The 21,167-nt window shown below is 40.8% G+C and carries 17 protein-coding genes, 2 tRNA genes and 1 pseudogene; 13 read left to right on the forward strand and 7 right to left on the reverse strand.

Annotated elements, in window-relative coordinates:
- From N0824_RS13690 to petG, 3 genes are all read left to right on the forward strand, one after another.
- On the forward strand, window positions 1–591 hold a 591-nt coding region (locus tag N0824_RS13690), incomplete at its 5' end, for an HNH endonuclease (protein ID WP_146184288.1).
- A gap of 53 nt (window positions 592–644) precedes the next feature.
- Window positions 645–827 carry a hypothetical protein gene (locus N0824_RS13695; RefSeq protein ID WP_146184289.1) on the forward strand — a complete coding sequence of 61 codons (183 nt, stop codon included), beginning with the start codon at window positions 645–647 and terminating at the stop codon, window positions 825–827.
- Window positions 828–865: 38 nt separating this feature from the next.
- Window positions 866–982 carry a cytochrome b6-f complex subunit V gene (petG, locus tag N0824_RS13700; RefSeq protein ID WP_002738052.1) on the forward strand — a complete coding sequence of 39 codons (117 nt, stop codon included), beginning with the start codon at window positions 866–868 and terminating at the stop codon, window positions 980–982.
- 169 nt (window positions 983–1,151) lie between these two features.
- Here the strand turns inward: petG and N0824_RS13705 are convergent, their stop codons facing one another.
- A complete protein-coding gene (locus N0824_RS13705) occupies window positions 1,152–1,703 on the reverse strand; it encodes an acireductone dioxygenase (protein WP_108937152.1) in 552 nt (183 codons plus the stop codon).
- Between the two features lie 131 nt (window positions 1,704–1,834).
- On the opposite strand from N0824_RS13705, the gene N0824_RS13710 reads away from it, so the two are divergent.
- A tRNA-Ala gene (locus N0824_RS13710) sits at window positions 1,835–1,907 on the forward strand.
- A 41-nt stretch (window positions 1,908–1,948) separates the two neighbouring features.
- Here N0824_RS13710 and N0824_RS13715 read toward each other — a convergent pair.
- The 5 genes and pseudogenes from N0824_RS13715 to N0824_RS13735 form a co-directional block, all read right to left on the reverse strand.
- A complete protein-coding gene (locus N0824_RS13715; RefSeq protein ID WP_108937153.1) occupies window positions 1,949–4,174 on the reverse strand; it encodes a hypothetical protein in 2,226 nt (741 codons plus the stop codon).
- Between the two features lie 10 nt (window positions 4,175–4,184).
- Entirely contained in the window at window positions 4,185–5,249 is a 1,065-nt protein-coding gene (locus tag N0824_RS13720) for an NAD-dependent epimerase/dehydratase family protein (RefSeq protein ID WP_108937154.1), read from the reverse strand.
- A 27-nt stretch (window positions 5,250–5,276) separates the two neighbouring features.
- Window positions 5,277–6,548, reverse strand: coding sequence for a glycosyltransferase (locus N0824_RS13725; protein ID WP_108937155.1), 1,272 nt, complete (start codon window positions 6,546–6,548; stop codon window positions 5,277–5,279).
- Window positions 6,549–6,739: 191 nt separating this feature from the next.
- A complete protein-coding gene (locus tag N0824_RS13730) occupies window positions 6,740–7,807 on the reverse strand; it encodes an NAD-dependent epimerase/dehydratase family protein (RefSeq protein ID WP_108937156.1) in 1,068 nt (355 codons plus the stop codon).
- A gap of 70 nt (window positions 7,808–7,877) precedes the next feature.
- A pseudogene (locus N0824_RS13735) lies at window positions 7,878–8,661 on the reverse strand (pantothenate kinase).
- Between the two features lie 370 nt (window positions 8,662–9,031).
- Here N0824_RS13735 and N0824_RS13740 point away from each other — a divergent pair.
- Both N0824_RS13740 and N0824_RS13745 read left to right on the forward strand, forming a co-directional pair.
- On the forward strand, window positions 9,032–10,309 hold the full coding sequence (locus N0824_RS13740) for a pitrilysin family protein (protein WP_108937158.1): 1,278 nt from the start codon (window positions 9,032–9,034) through the stop codon (window positions 10,307–10,309).
- Between the two features lie 3 nt (window positions 10,310–10,312).
- A complete protein-coding gene (locus N0824_RS13745) occupies window positions 10,313–11,572 on the forward strand; it encodes a pitrilysin family protein (protein ID WP_108937159.1) in 1,260 nt (419 codons plus the stop codon).
- A 52-nt stretch (window positions 11,573–11,624) separates the two neighbouring features.
- Here N0824_RS13745 and N0824_RS13750 read toward each other — a convergent pair.
- Window positions 11,625–11,696: transfer RNA gene (locus N0824_RS13750), tRNA-Asn, on the reverse strand.
- 147 nt (window positions 11,697–11,843) lie between these two features.
- Here N0824_RS13750 and N0824_RS13755 point away from each other — a divergent pair.
- The 7 genes from N0824_RS13755 (at window position 11,844) to N0824_RS13790 (ending at window position 20,877) form a co-directional block, all read left to right on the forward strand.
- Complete coding sequence (locus tag N0824_RS13755) at window positions 11,844–12,317, forward strand: hypothetical protein (protein WP_108937160.1); 474 nt, start codon at window positions 11,844–11,846, stop codon at window positions 12,315–12,317.
- A gap of 418 nt (window positions 12,318–12,735) precedes the next feature.
- Window positions 12,736–13,572 (forward strand): EcoRI family type II restriction endonuclease, encoded by an 837-nt coding sequence (locus N0824_RS13765; protein ID WP_108937162.1) that lies wholly within the window; start codon window positions 12,736–12,738, stop codon window positions 13,570–13,572.
- Between the two features lie 39 nt (window positions 13,573–13,611).
- The gene (locus tag N0824_RS13770) at window positions 13,612–14,640 is read left to right on the forward strand and encodes an adenine-specific methyltransferase EcoRI family protein (RefSeq protein WP_108937163.1); all 1,029 of its coding nucleotides are present in this window, start codon (window positions 13,612–13,614) and stop codon (window positions 14,638–14,640) included.
- Window positions 14,641–15,028: 388 nt separating this feature from the next.
- On the forward strand, window positions 15,029–17,599 hold the full coding sequence (locus tag N0824_RS13775) for a DUF3536 domain-containing protein (protein ID WP_108937167.1): 2,571 nt from the start codon (window positions 15,029–15,031) through the stop codon (window positions 17,597–17,599).
- Between the two features lie 137 nt (window positions 17,600–17,736).
- Window positions 17,737–18,984, forward strand: coding sequence for a tryptophan synthase subunit beta (gene trpB / locus N0824_RS13780; RefSeq protein WP_108937164.1), 1,248 nt, complete (start codon window positions 17,737–17,739; stop codon window positions 18,982–18,984).
- A gap of 105 nt (window positions 18,985–19,089) precedes the next feature.
- Window positions 19,090–20,067: a CAP domain-containing protein gene (locus tag N0824_RS13785; protein WP_108937165.1), complete on the forward strand. Its 978-nt coding sequence runs from the start codon at window positions 19,090–19,092 to the stop codon at window positions 20,065–20,067.
- A 180-nt stretch (window positions 20,068–20,247) separates the two neighbouring features.
- Window positions 20,248–20,877, forward strand: coding sequence for a ribonuclease H-like domain-containing protein (locus tag N0824_RS13790; protein WP_108937166.1), 630 nt, complete (start codon window positions 20,248–20,250; stop codon window positions 20,875–20,877).
- Window positions 20,878–21,167: the final 290 nt, after the last annotated feature.

Genomic DNA, 21,167 nt, shown 5'->3' on the forward strand with positions numbered 1-21,167 from the left:
GATACCTTCAATAAACTAGACTACACAATCTGGTTAATGTTAAGGGCATGGACAGTAACAAGATGCGGTAAAGCGAGCTACAAAAAGCTGAGAAACTATTTCAGACCGGGTACAGTTAAACTCAGCAATGGGAAAGAAAGACAAGAATCTTGGCTATTTAAAACCAAAGATGGTCTTCACTTATGGAAACATAACTGGACACCAATAGTCAGACATACCCTAGTACGCCCCGACTCTTCACCATTTGACGGAAATTGGACTTACTGGGCGACCAGACGAGGACAAGCAATCGACACACCGACAAGAGTAGCTAAACTACTCAAGAAGCAACAAGGCAAGTGTAGCCGATGTGGGCAGTATTTCACCCCATCGGATTTAATTGAAGTTGACCACATTCACCCTCTAAGCCTAGGCGGAAAGGATGAATATAAGAACCTTCAATTACTACACCGCCACTGCCACGATGATAAATCGGCATCTGATGGAAGCCTTAAATCACCCGAATTGACATCTAAGGAAGTCAAACCAGATAATACAAGGCAAACCAAAAGAAGTCAAGCTGTATCCTTAACAAGGGAACAGTCAAACTAGGAGCCGTGTGAGGTGAAAGTCTCATGCACGGTTCTGAATGGGAGGGGAGGTCGGTGACGACCTTCTCGACCCCTAATTACGCGGCCGCTATCTTGGCAGAAAATGTCAAAACACCCTACACCCATAAGGGGGGATTTTTGATTTTTGCCGGGGAGGTGATATTAACGAAGTGTGTGCGATCGCATCATCTCCCCCCTGTCCGCCCTATCTTTCGCGGGCGACCCCTGCTAGGATAAAATACGGGTGAAAAATTGCTAATCCAAGGAGTACAGACGTGATTGAACCTTTAGTGCTAGGGATTGTCCTAGGCTTAATTCCCATTACCCTAGCGGGTTTGTTCGTTGCCGCCTATTTACAGTACAAACGGGGCAATCAATTCGGCTTAGACTAAATCTATCACGCCAATCCCCCGAATTGAGAAAATCTCCCGTCAAGCTAGGCACTAGACGGGAGATTTTCCACAGGACAAATTTGCCGCTTAACAGATTGTGGCTGCCGGCGTTGCCATCCCCGCAAAACTTATCTGTCTTATTGGGAAAGCGATCGCCTAAAACCAAGAGCTACACGACTGTTAAACTAGGAAAACGAATAACGGTTTCCGTGTATTCGGGAACCCATCCGGCGGTAGTGGTGAAGTAACGCACTGCTTTAACTCGTTTACTGGCAGTGAGGTGAAACCAGTGTTCGCTATGGGCGGGAACATTGATGTATTCTTGAGGTTGAATAGTTAATTCCCCCTGAGAACCATCGGGAAAGACAAAGCCAAAAACCCCTTCCCCATCAATGATATAACGCACCTCATCGTCAGCGTGGGTGTGACAGCGCTCGAACTTTGCCAGTAAAGTGTCGAGATTGGCAATTTCAGGGTGTAAAACGATTAAATCTCTAGCTTGATAACCCGCTTCTTGTTTAAGTTGCTCAAAATAACCGTCTAAGCTGGTTAAAACTATTTCTTTTTCTTCGTCAGTCAGAGAAGCTTGTTTAAGTAGCTGACGAGTGGCTTCGTTTTCGATCGGCCAATAGTTTAAAGTAACATTTAATTTAGCCAATTCCAGACTAATGTCGGCTAACTGGGTATAGGTTGTCCCATTCTCTAAGCGTAGTATCGCCATTGGTTATCATCCTCAAGATTACTTTTTCTATTTTAAAGTTTTCTAGAGGCAAGCCGCTCGATTTTTTGCGCCTCGATCCCTTGCCAGTTCCTAGGATTTTCTGCTCAAAAATGCTATTATGGTCTATATATGGGGAATTAGCTCAGTTGGTAGAGCGCTGCGATCGCACCGCAGAGGTCAGGGATTCGAGTTCCCTATTCTCCATTTTCCAGAGATATTAACCGCTTTTCAAGGTTCAAGAAAGATTATGAACCAGTCTCAACTTCCCAAAAAGGCGTTACTTTTATTTCTGGGGAGAATAGCAGAGGATTACTGACAGAAAAGCTAAAAGATTTGACTTGTGGTGGTAATTTTCCTTGAAAAAATGCCATTAATTCCTGATCATTTCTCGGTAAATGACTAAGGATAACTCCATTAGCTGAATTATCTTGAACAAAGCGAAAATTGGCTTGAGTTCCATCGAGATAATTAACGTTAATTATCACGGGAGGGATTCTAAATATTTTTTTGATTATTTTACCCAACCAAGAATATTCAAATTTAACTTGAACACGAGTAATCCCACTATTACGAGTAGGTAATTCATAGACTTGATCCCAAGTAATATTAGTGGTCTCTCCTAAAGGTTTTGGACTGCAACGACTGACTTTTTGTCTTTCTAGAAGATAAAAGTTGGTTGTGATTGCGGGGATTTGGAAGGGGGAATTTACCGAGTCAAGTTGATAATTACAAACCACATAGGAAAAGGCTTTCGGTTCATCAAAAAAAGGATGTCTGCCATCAATAGATTGAAAGTGATAAATCAGATAATCTCTGGGAGATTTAGATAAGCTTTGATAATTTAGTTCATCCAGTTTTTCCGTATAAGCAGAATAGGATTGAATAATCGGCCGCGGTTTCCAATTAAGCTGATTGCCCGGAATAAGTGAAAATTCCCAGGGAATTATATCAATAGTTTTGCCTTGCACTTTTTCCAGCACAGAATCGGGTATTTTGGTAGCGGTAGCAATGACTTGTAAATTTTGAGTTGTACTCCTTTCACCTCGCATTTCTAATTCTCTGGGATTAAGCATAGAGGAAATGACAACCCCAATATTATTAGCCACCCTATCGGGACTGAAATTACTCCACTGGCGAGCATTTTCCAATATAGTCCAATTAGGACTATAGGTGATAATAATACATCCCAAAAGAATTATTCCCCAAGCACAATAGGCAATTTTCTTAAACCGAGAGTTTTTAATAATTGTTGTATAGAGAGAAGCTAATAAAATAACCACAAGTGTAAAAACAACAACGTGAGCATCTTGTCTAACAAATCCATGCTTAAATGATAAAAATATAGGAAAAATATAGGCAATGGCTAGACTAATTTTTTGGTCTATAATTGCCAGAGACATTAAAAGCAAACTTAAGGCAAAGCAGAGCAAGGCAATGAGTAAATGATGGTAATTTCCTACAATACTCATCCCACTGGAATAACCAGAAGAAATTTGCCAAGAATTGCTCAAATATCCCATAAGAGAGGGAAAATTATCTAGATTAATTGTTTGGAGGAGAAGTAACCCATAAAGCCCATAAAATACTAACAAAGGTAACAAGTTAAGTAAGTGATTCTGATTAAATAGAAGATAAATGCTGCCTTTGATACCCCTTGCCTCTCTTAATAAGGGGGGTGCCGATAGGCGGGCAGACCTGACGATAAACCAGAGAGTTAAAGCCACTCCTCCAGCAATGCAAAGATTAACTATAATGTGAATGAAGGCTCGGTTATAAGAGGCTGGATAGAGAAAAATAAAGGCAATGGAAGGAATGGTTAAAGTTAAGTTGATACCAGCGAGAACATTTTTTATAACTATCGATGGTGACTTTTGAAAATATCCCCGAAAAATATTAACAAATATGTAGATAAACAGGCTTCCTGCTAGATAAATTCCTAAAGTTAGTTTGGTGAGTATAGAGAAACCAGTGATCATGCCAATAGCTATAGCCAAATAATTGATGTACTTTTGAAAAAAGTTATCAAAAGACATGAGTATCAGGAGGATAAATGTCATCTGATAATCAACAGTAAAGCCGATACTGTTGTAGGGATTTCCTACTAGGGTAGCAAAAATAATTGACAGCACAAAAACTATTTGATTGCTATAGTCCTTAATAAATAATAATCTGAGAATAACCACCGCTAATACACAAAGGTGTATCAACCAGCGAAAATAGATAATTTGGGAAAAGTTGTGATTTAAAGATGTGCCATGAATCAGATAGCCTAGGGGTCCATAGGTGAAGATAATATCTTGTCCAAAAATTAACTGTTTATGGGCAGCATCACTAATAGCAAAAGCCCAAGAATAATCTAAACCAATTTCTAACCAATCAATAATAGGCAAATTTGCCAGAAAAAAGTAGGCGGTAATGATAATTAGTATTACCTTGACGAATACAGGTGATTTGAGAGATTTTTTCTGCATAATTGTTGAGTTAAAAAATACCTTTTAATTCCTTTTCGTGGGTGTGAATCCAATCAAAAATATCTTGGATTAATTTTCTACCGTCTCGCTGGGGTTGCCATCCAGTTATAGAACTGATTTTGCGGGAATCAGTGATAAAAATTGGCATATCTCCGGTGCGATTTTCGGTAATTGCCTCAATCATTATACTATTGCCCGTGATTTCTTGACATAGTTTTGTGGTTTCATAAAGGGACAAGGAAAAATTTTGCCCACCCCCCACATTAAAAGTCTGCCCTTTGAATTGTTCTAAATTAGCAATCTGAATATCGATTAAATCGAGTAAATCAGCTACATGAAGAAAATCTCTAACCTGTTTCCCCGTACCACCATAACCGATGTATTTTAAGGACTTCTGAAAGTAATGATTAGCTACCCAAAGGGCAAAAACTCCCTGATCAACTTTTCCCATTTGCCAAGGACCAGTTAAAACTCCACAGCGATTAATTAAAGTTCTTAATCCGTAGGCATCCCCATATTCATTAATAATCAATTCCGATGCTAACTTAGTGGAACCGTAGAGAGAACGAGGCAAATCCAAGGGAAATTGTTCCGCAATACCAAAAGCAGAAACCCCGGGTAAATTTTGCTGTTCAGATAACTGAAAACGAGTATCTGTTTCTGTATAGTTTAATTGATTAAGATAGGCGATGGGATAAACTCTGCTGGTGGAGAGAAAAATAAAATCTGCTTGGGTTTGTCTAGCTAATTCTAAACAGTTAATCGTTCCAATTAAGTTGGTTTGCAAAACATAGCCCGGGGAAGTATAACCAGCTAAAACGGAAGGTTCTGCTGAACATTCTAGGATTAAATCCACTGGCAAAGCGGATGCTTCTAAGTCTTCCGCATTTCTGACATCTCCATGAACAAATTCAATTCCTGCTTGTTTGAGACGGGGAATATTTAATTCAGAACCGCGACGTTTTAAGTTATCTAAGGCGATAATTTTCCAATCAGGATAAAGTTGGGCTAATCCTAAACCTAAAGAACTGCCCACAAAACCCGCACCGCCCGTAATTAACACTTGCCTAGTCATCAAAAATACTCCAATAGATGATAATTATCAACCCACTTGATTCTTTTTCTGTTTGCGCTTATAGTCGCCTCGAGAAAGGTGTTTTTCTAACCAGATAGAGAGAACTATAAATAAATAACGACTACCCATTTCCTTGAGTTTTAACTTGGAAATCCCCGTGGTACGATTGCGCCAAGTGATTGGAATCGTCCTGTAGGAATATCCTCGCACGATCGCTTTTAAGGGCATCTCTACTGTTAAGTTAAAATGGTGAGATAGTAGAGGTGAGATTCCTTCGATAACCTCCTTACGATAGATTTTAAAGGCGTTAGTGGTATCATTAAATTTTATCCCAAATAAAACCTGAATAAATAGATTAGCCAAACGATTAATGAATAACTTGTGTATGGGATAATCAATAACTTTTCCTCCTTTGATAAAACGGGAACCAAAAACGCAATCGTAGCCTTCTTGGAGTTGATAATAATAGTCCACTATATTATCGGGAGAGTCAGAATTATCTGCCATTACTACTGCCACTGCATCACCGCTAAAATTTTCTAATCCACAGCGTACCGCAAAACCAAAACCATTGGGATAATAGTTATTGATGTAGCGAATCCGGGGATTTTCTTGGTTGATTTTTTGCAGAACTGCTTCGGTGTTATCTTTGCTATTATCATTAACCACTAGGATTTCATAATCAATTTTATCCCCTTCTAAACGTTCGGATATTAAGTGAGCAGTGCTTTCGATGCAATCTTCTTCGTTGTAAGCAGGAATAACTATTGATAAGGTTTTTACTGCATAGTTATCCCTTGATTGACGTGGGTGAGAGTAACCGTCCATCTCGAAAGCTGGTGCTAATCCTTCGGGATAGTACATTTCTGTCTCATTAGTCTTATTCTTGGGTTTAAAAATTAGGCTATCACTGGCGACATAATTAATACTAGCACCCACTAAAACCCCAATCATTGTGTTAACTCCAGGGCTAATTCCTAACCAGTTCAAGAAGGGAAATATTAAGAAAACTCGCAGTAAAACTGCTAAACCTGCCGAGAGATGATAGAGAGGAAGTTGTATCAAAATCACATCTCTAATTGTCCAATCTCCCCCAGTCCACACCCAGATTCTATAGATAAAGAAACTGGCAATTAAAGATATTTCTATCGAAATAAGATTAGCAACATTTTTCAGAAATGGGGTATTAAATCCCAAGTCGTCAATGAACCAATAAATTAAGAATAAATTGATTAAAAATGCAATTCCCCCAGCAATGAGAAATCGGAAAATTTTATTGTTGTAGATTTTAGTTAACATAATAGTATCTTAAAACATGATCTGGTTTAGTTTTTTGATGTCAATATTGCTATTAATAACATCACTAATGTCCTCTGGTTAACTAATTGACAGATTCCCTTAATTACTAGCAGTATATTTGGCTAAAAATTACTTTTGTAACGAAGGAAAATTAGCAAATAAAAGTTGACGAGAAGAATTATTGATTTACTCTAAGTCCAACGGCTAACGTTTTGACTAAAAATCTCTTTGAGAATATCCGTTACTGTGTAGGTTAACTGCCAATCAGGATAATGATTTTTAAACTTACTCACATCAGAAATCCACCAGATATGATCACCAATGCGATTAGTCTCCACATACTGCCAGTTTAACTTTTTCTCCGCAATCGCTTCACATTCTTGAATAGCTTCTAACATGGAACAATTACTAAAGCGACTACCACCGATATTATAAACTTCTGCCACTCGCGGAGTCTGATAAAAATGATAGAAAGCATTGACGAGATCGTAACTATGAATATTATCGCGTACCTGCTTACCCTTATACCCATAAATACTGTATTCTTTGCCAATCATCGTACATTTCATTAAGTAGGATAAAAACCCGTGTAATTGGGTTCCCGAATGACTTGGACCGGTTAAACAACCGCCGCGAAAAGAGGCAGTTTTCATCTCAAAATAACGACCGTATTCCTGTACTAATACATCCGCCGCCACTTTCGAGGCACCAAACAAAGAATGTTTACAAGCATCAATACTCATCAACTCGTCAATACCTTGAGCAAAATAAGGATGATTTTCCGAGATTTCCCAACGTAATTCTTTTTCTACTAAAGGCAATTCATTCGGTCTATCCCCATAAACTTTATTGGTGGAACAAAAAATAAATACTGCTTGGGGACAGTGTTGACGAGTATTTTCTAATAAAACTAAAGTTCCGTTAGCATTGACACTAAAATCCATATAGGGATCCTTTGCTGCCCAATCGTGGGAAGGTTGCGCCGCCGTGTGGATAATTAAGGATATATCATGACTATAGGTTTTAAATATAGCTGCAATAGCTTCATGATCCCGAATATCTACAGCGTGGTGAATGTATTTATCCCCGTAATCCTGGGATAATTTGGCTCGATTCCACTCCGTTGAAGCGTCTTCGCCAAAAAATACCTGACGCATATTATTATCAATTCCAACGACGGTATAAACCTTGTCACAAAAAAACCTCACTGATTCGGATCCGATTAAACCAGCAGAACCAGTTACTAGAACGATCGCCATAACTTTATCCTGAATTTTTTGCCTAGTTGTTGAGAAATTTCCCAAGTTGAGAAAGCTTTACCCGACTTTACTAGATAGGTTCGCCTTTGTCAAATAAACAGGAGGAGATTACCTCTAATAACTGCGGCAATTCCCTGAAAAATTATTGTCTTATCCACTAGGAGCGATTTAATGGCGTTTTCTTGGCAGTAATCCCTAATTAAGTCCGCATCTCCCCCTGTTAAAATTATCCTGCTCTCTGGATATAAATTTAACCATTCCCGACTGAATTTTTCTATTCCCGCCAAAATTGTATAAATTATCCCACTTCTTATCCCTTCTGCTGTTTCTTTTGCCCACATCTGCGGTAATCTTTCCGATAAGGACACCTCTGGTAAGGCTGCCGTCCGTTCCCTTAAACTGGCTAATTGCACCTTTAAACCGGGTAAAATTGCCCCCCCCACTAGCTTTTTATCCCCATCCACTCCCGTAAAAGTTAAAGCTGTTCCCGCATCGATGACTAAACAGGGAAATCCGTATTTTTTTCCCGCACCCAATACAGCTAAAGCTCGATCAATGCCGAATGTTGCATATAAATCCAGTAAAGGAATATCTTTTAAAGTAATTATCCGTAAATTGCCATAATTTGCCCATAATTCTCTTTGGCTAGGAACCACGGAGGCAACAATCAATTCACAGTTACATTTATTTGTCAAGAGTTTAGGGAAAATTTGTTGCAAAAATTCATTACTTAGGGGTTCGGTCAGGTGGGGAGTATCGAGACAAGTTAACAGGGTTTGACCGCGAAAATACCCCCAATGTAGCCGAGAATTGCCAATCATCAAACCTATCCAGTCAGTATCTTGCTCAGTCATTTAGTTAGTAGGAATTATGAATTGGGGTGTGGGGTGTGGGGGGGAATTATGAATTATGAATTATGAATTATGAATTTGGGTGTGGGGGGGGGAATTATGAATTATGAATTATGAATTATGAATTGGGGTGTGGGGTGTGGGGAAATTAAACTAAAATCCCAAAACCTCAAAACCCCAAAACCTGTCTCCTATCTCCTATCTCCTGTCTCCTGTCTCGGAGTCTCCTGACTCCTGACTCCTGATGGCTTCAAGATAGCTGATATTTGGCGGAATTATCTAGAAATCATGACAAAAGTTTTTTAATGGTTGAACAGGCAAGAGATAAGATAACCTATGTATAGAATTTAACAAAAAATCTGGTTAACGGACATTGATCAAGTCGATAGCGCAGTGTCAAACGAGTTCTTTTCCCGCTCAGGTATGGCAATTAGATCACGGTTTAACCGTAATTCATCAGTATTTACCCGTGACTCCTGTGGTGGTGGTGGATGTGTGGGTGAAAGCAGGTGCGATCGCTGAACCCGACCCATGGTTAGGTATGGCCCATTTTCTCGAACACATGATCTTTAAGGGGACGAAAAAACTCCCCCCCGGACTCTTTGACTATTTAATCGAAAATTGTGGCGGAATGACCAACGCTGCCACCAGTCACGATTACGCGCACTTCTATCTCACCACCAGTGTGGATCAAATTGAACATACCTTACCCCATCTGGCCGAAATTCTCCTCCATGCTGAGATTGACGATGAGGAATTCTATCGGGAAAAAGATGTAGTTTTAGAAGAATTACGGGCCTGTTATGATGATCCCGATTGGATTGCCTACCAAACCCTCTGCGGAAGTATCTATCAAAACCATCCCTACGGACGCTCTATTCTAGGCGATCAACCCCGTTTAGAGCAATTAACCCCCAATCAAATGCGCTGTTTCCATCGCACCTATTATCAACCAGAAAATATGTGTGTGGCGATTATCGGGGGAATCGAACCCCAAGCAGCTTTAGAAATTATCCGGCAATCTTTTCGGGAATTTCCCGTCCCCTCGGAATCCCCTACCCATCTAGTGGCTGCCGAACCCCCCTTGATCGAAATTCGTCGTTCCCAAGTATATTTACCCCACCTAGAACATTCTCGCCTCTTGATGGGATGGATGGGACCGGGATGCGATCGCCTAGAAGATGCCTTTGGATTAGACTTGCTATCGGTAATTCTTGCCGGGGGACGCTGTTCGCGGTTAGTGCGACAGCTGCGGGAAGAAGCGCAAATCGTCCTCGATATTAACAGTAATTTTTCCCTGCAACGAGATTCCAGTCTCTTTACCATCGGCGCTTGGCTATCTAGCTCACAAATCGAGACAATTGAAGGTATTATCTGTGAACACCTCCAATGTCTGCACGATGATCCCGTCACCCCCGCAGAATTACACCGCACTCAACAGTTATTAGCTAACGATTATATTTTCTCCACAGAAACCCCGGGCCAATTAGCGGGACTCTATGGATATTATCAAACCCTGAGAGCTGCCGACCTAGCCACGATCTATCCCCAAGTTATCCAAAGTTTGCAACCGTCAGATCTACAGCGTCTGGCTCGTCAGTATCTCTCCCCGCAGCGATATGCTATTACAATAATGCACCCCTGTGAATAAAAGATGTCCGCTTCCCCCATTCACCGCTTAACCTTAGAAAATGGCATCACCCTTTTAGTGGTGGAAAATACGGCCGTGGAGTTGGTTGCAGGGAGGATTTTCCTCAAAAATGCGGGTACTCGTTGGGAAAAACCCGAAAAAGCGGGTTTATTTCGTCTTTTAGCCGTTCTGCTCACCAAAGGTACAGAAAAGTTATCTTCCCTAGAAATTGCTGATCGCATTGAGTCCACGGGGGCCGGTTTAAGTGCGGACACGGGGACCGATTATTTTTTGGTTAGTTTAAAGACCGTTACCAAGGATTTTCTAGATATATTGCGTCTGGCAGCGGAAATTATTCGTTTTCCCAGTTTTCCGCCTCCAGAAATCGAATTAGAGAAAAATCTCACCCGTCAAAGCATTCGCTCTCAATTGGAACAGCCTTTTAATGTAGCTTTTAATCAATTACGCGCCGCTATGTACCCCGATCATCCCTATGGTATGTCTTTATTGGGTACGGAGGCAACGGTTGCTCAATTGCAACGGGATGACCTGCTGGCCTATCATAGTCGCTTTTTCCGTCCCGATAACTTGGTCATTAGTCTTTCCGGCCGTATTACCCTAGAGCAAGCAGTAAAAGCAGTGACGGAAATTTTTGGCAGTTGGTCAATTCCCGATCTTCCTTTATCTAGTTTACCCCCCGCCGCTTTTGATTTTCAGCCCACCTGTTTAACTACCGTCCAAGCTAGTCAACAGGCGATCGTTATGTTAGGATACCCCGGCTCTTCTGTGCAAGAGGATGATTATGCGGTTTTAAAATTATTGAGTACCTATCTGGGGAATGGGTTATCTAGTCGTCTATTCGTGGAATTGCGAGAAAAACGGGGATTAGCCTACGATGTTTCCGCTTTTTATCCCACCCGTCTCGATTCTTCCCAATTTGTCATTTATATGGGAACTGCACCCCAAAACACAGCGATCGCAGTGTCGGGATTGCGTCAGGAAGCAGAAAGGTTATATCAAGTAACTTTGAGTGAGGAGGAGTTACAGTCAGCTAAAAATAAGTTATTGGGTCAATATGCTCTCGGTAAACAAACTAACGCCGAAATCGCTCAATTATACGGTTGGTATGAAAGCTTAGGTTTGGGGATTGAATTCGATCGCACTTTCCTGGATTCTATTAATCAGATTACTGCCGAACAAGCGCGATCGGTAGCCAGTAAATATTTTCAAAATCCTTACATTTCTCTAGTCGGTCCAGAAAATGCGATCAACGAAATTCTCTAGTCAGAGCAAAAAGCGGCAATAAGAAACTATTGCCGCCTCTATTTTCGCTTAACTCCCCGGGTGGGATTCGAACCTACGACCAATCGGTTAACAGCCGACCGCTCTACCACTGAGCTACCGAGGAAGGTTACTCACAATTAATAATTATAATCATAAGTCCCTCAATAATGCAAGTGCTTTCTGGATTTTTTCTCAAAAAAATTTCTGGTGCCGGTAGCGGTGGGCGGAGAATCCACTATTGTGGAGATAAGGACACCATTAAGTCTAGTCTATGCTTGCCCATCACCGCCGTCCCGTTTCCCTCTGTCTGCTCTCGACAGATCTACCCATCCTCTCCTCTTTAGACACTTCTGCTACCCTCTACCAAAAGGATCGCCACCGGTTTCATCTTCTCCTCAATCAACCCCCAGTCGCTCTCGCGGAAATAGAGACACTTAAACCCGAAAATAAGCAAAATAAATTAATTTGGCTAGAAATTTCAGCCAATCGGGTGGTTATGACCATGCAAGGCCAAGGAAGATTCGCCTATCGTCATTTTTGGGAGCAAGGGGTTTTTGGTGTCAGTCGCTACTGGTTAAATGCCGAAAGTTCTCAACCGGGTTACGCTTTTCGCGTCCGCAACTATACCCGTAGTCTCAAATTAGAGGGGAATAATTTCCCCGAATATTTGCGTCTAGAGTACGAATTATGGTCAGATAACCTGATTTTAGGTCATTATGTCCTTCATTTGCAAGTACACCAATAAATAGGGTCGGCTGAATAGAGCTAAAAACTTTGTTGGATAAGACTTTTAGGCTTTTTTGTCCTCAAAAAGTGCCGGCCACGAAAGCGAACGGTGGCAAAATTTAGGCACTTTTTCCCCGAAAATTAGGTAATTGTGCGGTGGATTGAAGACTTAGTGCTACACTTCCCGAAAAGTCTATTTTATTTGAGCTTGTTGTTAGGAATCCACTTAAAAGACGTTGTTTAATCTGGCTAATAAGCTCTTGGGTATGATATGGGGAAAAGTTCTGGCGATTGCAGTAAAATGGGGGAATATGTCGAAAGTTTCCACCTATCGTTACTCTGGAGAGTGTTATACAGAAAGTTTCTGTATAATATGTAGTTATACATACATTACCCGTAGCAGAAAGCAGAAAGTTTAAATAAGGAAAAGATACATTATGTCTAAAAAAAATCAATCGAAAAGATTAACGAATCAACATAAAGAGTCTAAAGGTGTAGCTGGTATATTTGGGGCTGAAGCAAAATCACACGAAACAATAGTTGGAGAAATTTCACATCTTGTTATTGACCAACTTAAAAAGGAGTTTCCTCAATTATCTTTTCAATACAAAAGAAGTATAAAAAAAGAAGAAATAAACGAAGCATTAAAGAAAGTTGACCCAGAATTAGGGCAAACCCTTTTTGTATCAGATTCAAGTATTAGACCTGATGGTGGAATAATAGAAGTAAAAGACGATAACGGTAATTGGAGAATCGTTTTAGTATCGGAAGCTAAACGTCAAGGAAAAGACATTGAAAATATCAAAAACGGTAAACTGGTAGGTAAGAATAATAATCAAGACTTGATGGCTGCTGGTAATGCAATAGAAAGGTCGCATAAAAACATATCTGAAATCGCTAATTTGATGTTATCTGAATCTCATTTTCCTTATGTCTTATTTCTTGAAGGCTCAAATTTTTTAACAGAAAATATTTCAATTAAAACACCCGATAGAAGGGTTGTAACGCTCGAATATAATTCAGGAACGTTAAATAGATTAGATCGGTTAACTTCTGCAAATTATGGAATGCCAATTAATACCAATTTGTGTAAGAATAAGTTTGTCAAACATAAAGATAAAACCATAATGCTTCAAGCAACTTCTATATACACACAAGGGAATGGAGAAAAATGGGATATCAAAAAAATGTTTGATATTATGCTTAAAATTTCTAAAACCTCTCTTCAAGTATTAGGCAGTGAAATATTTAATCAGATAACCAAAAGTAAATAACTAAAAACAAAACATTTATTAAATCAAAAAAGGTTGAACATGGTAAGAAATGCGACAAATAAATTATTGCAAAATGCTAAAAAACTAAAAAGTGACGAGTTTTATACACAACTTTCAGATATAGAAAGTGAGTTGCAACATTATAAAAGTCATTTTGAAAATAAATTAGTTTATTGCAATTGCGATGACCCCCGAATTAGTAACTTTTTTAAGTATTTTGCTGCAAACTTCAAAAAGTTAGGTCTAAAAAAAATAATAACATCTTGTTATCGAGAACAAGTCAGAGATTTATTTAATACAGAAGAAGATGAAAAGGGTTTTTTCTTTGAATATACAGGTACAGATAGAGAAAAAAATAAACCTATTTCCACTGACATTATTTACTTTAATGGGGATGGAGATTTTCGTAGTCCTGAAAGTATTGAACTATTAAAAAAGTCTGATATTGTTGTTACTAATCCGCCATTTTCATTATTCAGAGAATATGTAGCTCAATTAGTTAAATATGACAAAAAGTTTTTAATAATTGGCAATATTAATGCAATAACATATAAAGAAATTTTCAAACTAATTAAAGAAAACAAAGCGTGGTTAGGAATAAATCTTGGTAGAGGTATTTCTGGTTTTATTGTTCCCGAACAATATGAACTTTATGGAACAGAGGCTCGTATTGACAATTCTGGAAATAGAATAGTTTCTCCAAATAATTGTTTATGGTTAACCAACTTAGACACATCAAAGCGGCACGAAGATATGGCTCTCACAAAAAGATATTTTGGCAATGAAGCTGAATATCCAAAATATGACAATTATGATGGAATTAATGTAAATAAAACCCAAGACATTCCCTTAGACTTCAAGGGGGTTATGGGTGTACCAATAACATTTTTACATAAATTCAATCCCGACCAATTTGAAATAATTAAATTCAGGAAAGGGAATGATGATAAAGATTTATCAGTAAATGGGAAATGTCCTTATTTTAGAATACTAATCAAGAATAAAAGAATACAGACTGAATATATTGATTTAACTGACAAAGAAAAACAATGTATAACTCAGTCCTAGGGTGCGTTCCCTAATGCAAGTCCTACTGTTCCAGCGATCGTTTTTGGGAGGAGCAATTTTTTGTTCATGGCGATCGCTTTTTGGGCAAGAGAAGGAACGATCGCATCTCTCCTAGGGTAGAACGCCGATTGCAAAGGATCGTCAGTCAGCCCTGGATAGTCAACAGCCTACCCGAAAAAGCTAGATTTTGTCACAAAATTTAGTATTACTTAGGGCTGTGTATAGAGAAGTTGCGAATTGTTAACCTTAGCTTTGCTAGGAAAACAAAACATGGTATTGTGACCCCAAGGCCGTGAAAAACGGCCAGGTTTTCAGTCTTTTAAAACATCAGGTCGCTACATTCTACAGCTATTTTCGCTCAAAAAAAAACGATTTTCTAGGCATTTCTATGACTTATCTTGTTGAACATCCTTCTACAACCTTTTATTCCTATACCGATACGGGGGTTGATCCCCTGAAAACCGCTCACGGAGTTTATATCACGGTTCACGGACATTTTTACCAACCACCCCGAGAAAATCCCTATCTAGACAGAGTTGAACGGCAGCCGAGTGCCCATCCCTTCCACAATTGGAATGAACGCATCCATCACGAGTGTTATCGTGCCAATGCTTTTGCGCGTATTTACAATGACCGGGGGGAAGTGATCAAAATAGTTAATAACTACGAATATCTCAGCTTTAACATCGGGGCCACCCTCATGTCATGGATGCAATCCCATGATCCCGAAGTTTACCAACGCATCCTGACAGCGGATCAAAAAAGTTGTCAACGCTTAAACGGTCATGGTAACGCCATCGCCCAAGTCTATAATCACATCATTCTGCCCCTAGCCAACAAACAGGACAAATACACCCAAATTCGCTGGGGAAAAGCCGATTTTCAGCATCGTTTCGGCCGTGATCCCGAAGGAATGTGGTTAGCGGAAACAGCCATTGATTTAGCCACAGTGACAGCTTTAATCGATGAAGGGATTAAATTCACCATTTTAGCCCCTTCCCAGGCCCTGCGCTGTCGTCCTTTCCCTAGCGACCATGATCCCCATCCCCAATGGCACGCGGTGGCCGGAGGTCAAATCGATCCCACCCGTCCCTATCGCTGTTACATCCCCGATGGTCGTTATCTGGATATTTTCTTCTACGATGGTCCAATTTCTCGGGATATGGGCTTTAATGATGTCCTAGCCAGCAGTGATTTTCTCGTCGGTCGTCTGGGACAGGCAATTAAAGGGGATCATCGTCCTTCCCAGTTAATCAGCGTCGCTACCGATGGGGAAACCTTCGGCCACCACAAACAGGGGACAGAGAAGTGTCTTAGCTATGCTTTTACGGAATCTTTCCCTAAAAACGGCTGGACAGTCACCAATTTTGCCCATTATCTCAGTATTTGCCCCCCCACTTGGGAAGTGGAATTAAAACCCGTGACTGCATGGAGTTGTGTCCATGGCGTAAATCGTTGGCAGGATGACTGTGGTTGCGGGGGAGGGGGAAATTACCAGCAAAAATGGCGTAAACCCCTGCGGGAGTCCCTAAATTGGCTCAGAGATGAGTTGATTAAGGTCTATGAGATTCAAGGACAGGAATTTTTCCGCGATCCTTGGCAGACAAGGGATGACTACATTGCAGTTATTTTAGATCGCTCCCCAGACGCGATCGAACATTTTCTCGCTTTGCATCAAAGTCGTAACCTGAGTAAAAGCGAGAAAATCGATGCTTTGCGTTTATTAGAAATGCAAAGACAGGCATTATTGATGTTTACCAGTTGTGGCTGGTTTTTTGAGGAAATTTCTCGACCTGAAGGCACGCAAATTTTGAGATATGCGGGCCGGGCCCTGGAATTAGCCGGAGAAGTGGCTGGAATTCAATTAGAAATGAATTTCCTCAGTCGTCTAGCTTTCGCTTCCAGTAACGTTAAGTTATATCAAGATGGGGCCGATGTCTATCGACAATTGGTCACTTCTGCGCGGGTGGATTTAGAACAGGTGGCGGCCCATTACGCTATTAGTTCCCTATTTACCAATTATCCCAGTCATCATCGGATTTATTGTTACAATGCCCGTCAATTAGATTATCAAAAACAAGCGATTGGGTCTTTAACTTTAGCGGTGGGACAGGTGGAATTAACCTCGGAAATTACCCAAGAAAGTGAACATTTTGTTTTTGCTGTTCTACATTTAGGAGGTTGGGATTTTTACTGCTGCATTCAACCTTTTAACGGTCGCTTAATCTATACCAATCTTAAGGATCATCTCTTTGAATCTTTACAACAGGCCAGTGTCTCAACCATGATCGTAGAAATGGGGCGCGGATTGGGAGAAAACTTTTTTGCTTTACCCCATCTTTTTGCCGATGAAAGACACCGTATCATGCAGAAGGTGACAGCCGAAACTAAAAAACGTCTCGATCAATTATACACCCAAGTTTATCGGGATAATTACGGCATTTTAGCGGCTTTCCAACGGGATGAGCTGCCCGTACCTCAAGAGTTACAGGTAGCGGCCGATATTGCCATTTCTCACCGTTGTTTACAGGTGATTAATACCCTAGAAAAAGATTTTGAGCAGCGGCAAGCGACGGAAAATAATCTCGATCAATTATTGGCTATTGCTAAGGAAGCCAATCATTTACGCTGTCAATTAAATATTCCCGAAGCGCGTCAAACCTTAGAAAGTTTGCTCTGGCAATCTCTTTGGAAATTATTACACTATGGCGATCCTTTAACGGCGGAGGAGGATACTCGCTTAATCACCCGTTTAATTGAAGTTAGCCAACAATTAAACCTAGGATTATCCCTCGAGCGCTCTCAGGAATTATACTATAATTATTTCCACGAGCGTCTAGTTCCTAATTGTTTGCGCTCTAATTCAATAGATGCTGCCTGTCCCTGGCCGATGACTCAATTAAAATGGTTATTACTATTAGGACAGGTGTTAAAAGTTGATGTGAGTATTTGGATGTAAAATCAGTCAAAGGGTGGGCAATGCTCACCCTTTAACTATTAAGTAGGTTAGGTGATGATTGCCCCGGAACTCAGGTTAACCCAGAGACTAAACCCTTAGATTTATAATGGATCATAAGTCTCTCATCGAAGGTTTACATGACTATCACGCCGATTTATACCGCCTCAGCCAGCACAGCAAGCCAGTATCCCGATGCTTTTGGGCGTTTTGGACGCTACGGGGGCAAATACGTCCCGGAAACCCTGATGCCTGCCCTAAGTGAACTAGAAACGGCCTATAATCAGTATAAAGACGACCCCGATTTTCAAGAAGAATTAAATCAACTGCTCAAGGATTACGTCGGTAGACCTAGTCCCTTATATTTTGCCGAACGTCTCACCGCCCATTATGCCAAAGCTGACGGCACTGGGGCGCAAATTTACCTAAAACGGGAAGATTTAAACCATACCGGGGCCCACAAGATTAATAACGCCCTTGGTCAGGTTTTATTAGCCAAACGCATGGGTAAAAAGCGAATTATCGCCGAAACCGGGGCAGGACAGCACGGCGTGGCCACCGCTACGGTTTGCGCTCGTTTTGGTCTAGAATGCGTGATTTATATGGGAATTCACGACATGGAACGCCAGGAACTCAATGTTTTCCGCATGAGACTGCTTGGCGCGACGGTGCAACCCGTGGCCGCCGGGACGGGAACCCTGAAAGATGCCACCTCGGAAGCGATTCGCGACTGGGTAACTAATGTGGAAACCACTCACTACATCCTTGGTTCCGTGGCCGGTCCCCATCCCTATCCGATGATGGTGCGCGATTTTCACGCGATTATCGGTCAAGAAACCCGTCAGCAAAGTCTGGAAAAATGGGGCGGTTCACCGGATATTCTCCTCGCTTGTGTGGGGGGTGGTTCTAATGCTATGGGTTTATTTCATGAGTTTGTTAAAGAAGCTGCCGTGCGTTTAATTGGTGTTGAGGCCGCCGGGGAAAGTATCGCTTCTGGAAAACACGCCGCCACCCTTACCCAAGGTCAACCGGGGGTTCTACATGGGGCCATGAGTTATTTATTACAAGATAACGAAGGTCAAGTTATCGAGGCTCACTCCATTAGTGCGGGGTTAGATTATCCCGGAGTCGGGCCAGAACATAGCTTTTTAAAAGATAGTGGTCGCGCTGAATATTACAGTGTGACGGACAAGGAAGCACTAGAAGCTTTTCAACGAGTTTCCCGTTTAGAGGGGATTATTCCGGCCCTAGAAACTGCCCACGCTTTAGCTTATTTAGAAGCTCTTTGCCCACAAGTAACTGGTAGTCCTCGCATTGTTATTAATTTCTCTGGACGGGGTGATAAAGATGTGCAATCGGTGGCTAAATATTTATCAATGAATGGTTAACAGTGAGCAGTTATCAGTTAACAGTTATCAGTGAGAGGGATAAGCTATGGTGCATCTAAATTTGATATTCGTTTTGACCTATTTCCCGTTCCAGACTAGCTTAATATGAACAGTTCTTTTAAGAAGGGTTATCAGTTAGGAATTTTGATGCTTGTATCGACAAGTTTAATGGCCTGTAGTGCCTTAAACTATAGCTCTTTTACGGAACTCGTACCATCTTTTTCGGCCTCTCCTTTAGATGCGGCAACTTTACTTGTTTTAGAGAATAAAATCTATCAACAGGTCAATCGCTATCGTCAATCTCGCAATTTATCTCCCCTACTGTTAAATCGGACAATTTCCCAACAAGCAAGATTACATAGCCAACGTATGGCTGCGGGTTTAGTTCCTTTTAGTCATCAAGATTTTGACAAAAGAGCGCAAACTATTGGTATTTCAGTTCCCTATCAAGCAGTAGGGGAAAATCTGGCAGTTAATCAAGGTTATGATGACCCGGTAATGATTGCGGTGGATGGTTGGATTAAAAGTCAAGGTCATCGAGAAAATATCGAGGGAGATTTTGATAGTACCGGGATTGGAGTAGCGACGGATAATCAAGGAAAATTGTACTTTACTCAAATATTTCTAAAACGTCAATCCGCTCCCGTTTCTACTAATTCCCTTAGCTACGATCCTATCGGGAATCAATCTTTTTTAATTACCCTTGAAGAAAACACTAATTATCAAGTTAATCGCTACCGAATTTCTCAAAATTTACCCCCCCTACGTCTCGATGCTCGCATTAGTCATGAAGCTCGCTTATTTAGTCAAAAAATGGCCAATAAACAGGCTCCTTTTAGTCATGATGGTTTTGAGGGAAGAGTCAAGGCAGTACAAAGGAAGATTCCTTTAGAAAAAATGGGCGAAAATTTGGCTTTTATGAAGGGATATCCTGACCCCGTTGCTGTTGCCGTCAAGGGTTGGATTAATAGCCCCGGTCATCAAAAAAATATGGTTGGTGATTATAATCTCACTGGTATCGGTATCGCTAAAAATAATGCTGGTGAATATTATTTTACACAACTTTTTGTTAAAAAGCGTTGACAAAATGACCATGATGATATTTAAATTTAATTATCAGTTTTTAACTATCAGCCTTTTCAGTTATCAGTTATCAGTTATCAGTTATCAGTTATCAGGGAAATAAAGGCACTCGTGCAATAGGCAAAAGCATTACAAATTTCCCTCCTGTCTCCTGTCTCCTGTCTCCTGTCTCCTAAATATATGAACTTAGACAATTTTCAAGTGTGCGATAGAGATTTAAGCGATGACCTATTATCGCGTTATCTAGGGGTTAATTTGATCGCTGTAGATACAGAAACTATGGGATTAATCCCGGGGCGCGATCGACTGTGTTTAATTCAACTCTGTGATCCCAGTGGTTTTGTCACCGCTATTCGCATTTTTAGGGGGCAAACAGAGGCTCCTAATCTCAAAAAGGTCATGGAAGATGAGCGGATAGAAAAAGTCTTTCATTTCGCCCGTTTTGATGTGGCTCAACTATCCCAAACTTTTGGCATTGCCACTAAACCGATTTTCTGCACTAAAATCGCCAGTAAACTGGCTCGGACTTATACCAGCAGTCACGGTTTAAAAAGTCTCGTGCAGGAATTAGAAGGCATAGAATTAGACAAAACCGCTCAAAGTTCTGATTGGGGAAATGCCGCTAATCTTACCCCACAACAACTGAGTTATGCTGCTAACGATGTGCGCTATTTACTGTCAGTGCGGGATAAATTAATTGTGATGCTGCAAAGGGAAGAAAGATGGGAATTAGCCCAAAAATGCTTTAGTTGTATCCCCATCTTCACCGCTCTAGATTTGCAGCAATACAAAGATATATTTGAGCATTAGTCGGCAAAAGTTACGATCTATATTTTGCTACTAATACCAAATCCGTTTTTAATAGTATGATTGACTCCCAATCGAACTTTAAAAACCCAGTTATGGATTGTTTCTCCCCCACTTCCCACTCCCCACTCCCCACTCCCCACTTCCTCACTCACCACTTCCCCACTTCATAATTCCCCACTCCCCACTTCCCCACTTCATAATTCATAATTCCCCACTCCCCACTCCCCACTTCCCACTTCCCCCACTGATCACTGAAAATGCTCTCTAGGGCCAAAAGCTGCCAAGATCAC

Origin of the sequence: Microcystis sp. 0824 (assembly GCF_003112475.1) — a bacterium.
Taxonomy (GTDB): domain Bacteria; phylum Cyanobacteriota; class Cyanobacteriia; order Cyanobacteriales; family Microcystaceae; genus Microcystis; species Microcystis aeruginosa_C.

Coding starts and splice junctions, on each gene's coding strand:
- N0824_RS13720 (WP_108937154.1), bottom strand. CDS start 5,249: ATGACTAGGCAAGTGTTAATTACGGGCGGTGCGGGTTTTGTGGGCAGT.
- N0824_RS13785 (WP_108937165.1), top strand. CDS start 19,090: ATGAACAGTTCTTTTAAGAAGGGTTATCAGTTAGGAATTTTGATGCTT.
- N0824_RS13765 (WP_108937162.1), top strand. CDS start 12,736: ATGTCTAAAAAAAATCAATCGAAAAGATTAACGAATCAACATAAAGAG.
- N0824_RS13725 (WP_108937155.1), bottom strand. CDS start 6,548: ATGTTAACTAAAATCTACAACAATAAAATTTTCCGATTTCTCATTGCT.
- N0824_RS13745 (WP_108937159.1), top strand. CDS start 10,313: ATGTCCGCTTCCCCCATTCACCGCTTAACCTTAGAAAATGGCATCACC.
- trpB (WP_108937164.1), top strand. CDS start 17,737: ATGACTATCACGCCGATTTATACCGCCTCAGCCAGCACAGCAAGCCAG.
- N0824_RS13755 (WP_108937160.1), top strand. CDS start 11,844: ATGCTTGCCCATCACCGCCGTCCCGTTTCCCTCTGTCTGCTCTCGACA.
- N0824_RS13705 (WP_108937152.1), bottom strand. CDS start 1,703: ATGGCGATACTACGCTTAGAGAATGGGACAACCTATACCCAGTTAGCC.
- N0824_RS13715 (WP_108937153.1), bottom strand. CDS start 4,174: ATGCAGAAAAAATCTCTCAAATCACCTGTATTCGTCAAGGTAATACTA.
- N0824_RS13775 (WP_108937167.1), top strand. CDS start 15,029: ATGACTTATCTTGTTGAACATCCTTCTACAACCTTTTATTCCTATACC.
- N0824_RS13790 (WP_108937166.1), top strand. CDS start 20,248: ATGAACTTAGACAATTTTCAAGTGTGCGATAGAGATTTAAGCGATGAC.
- N0824_RS13730 (WP_108937156.1), bottom strand. CDS start 7,807: ATGGCGATCGTTCTAGTAACTGGTTCTGCTGGTTTAATCGGATCCGAA.
- N0824_RS13770 (WP_108937163.1), top strand. CDS start 13,612: ATGGTAAGAAATGCGACAAATAAATTATTGCAAAATGCTAAAAAACTA.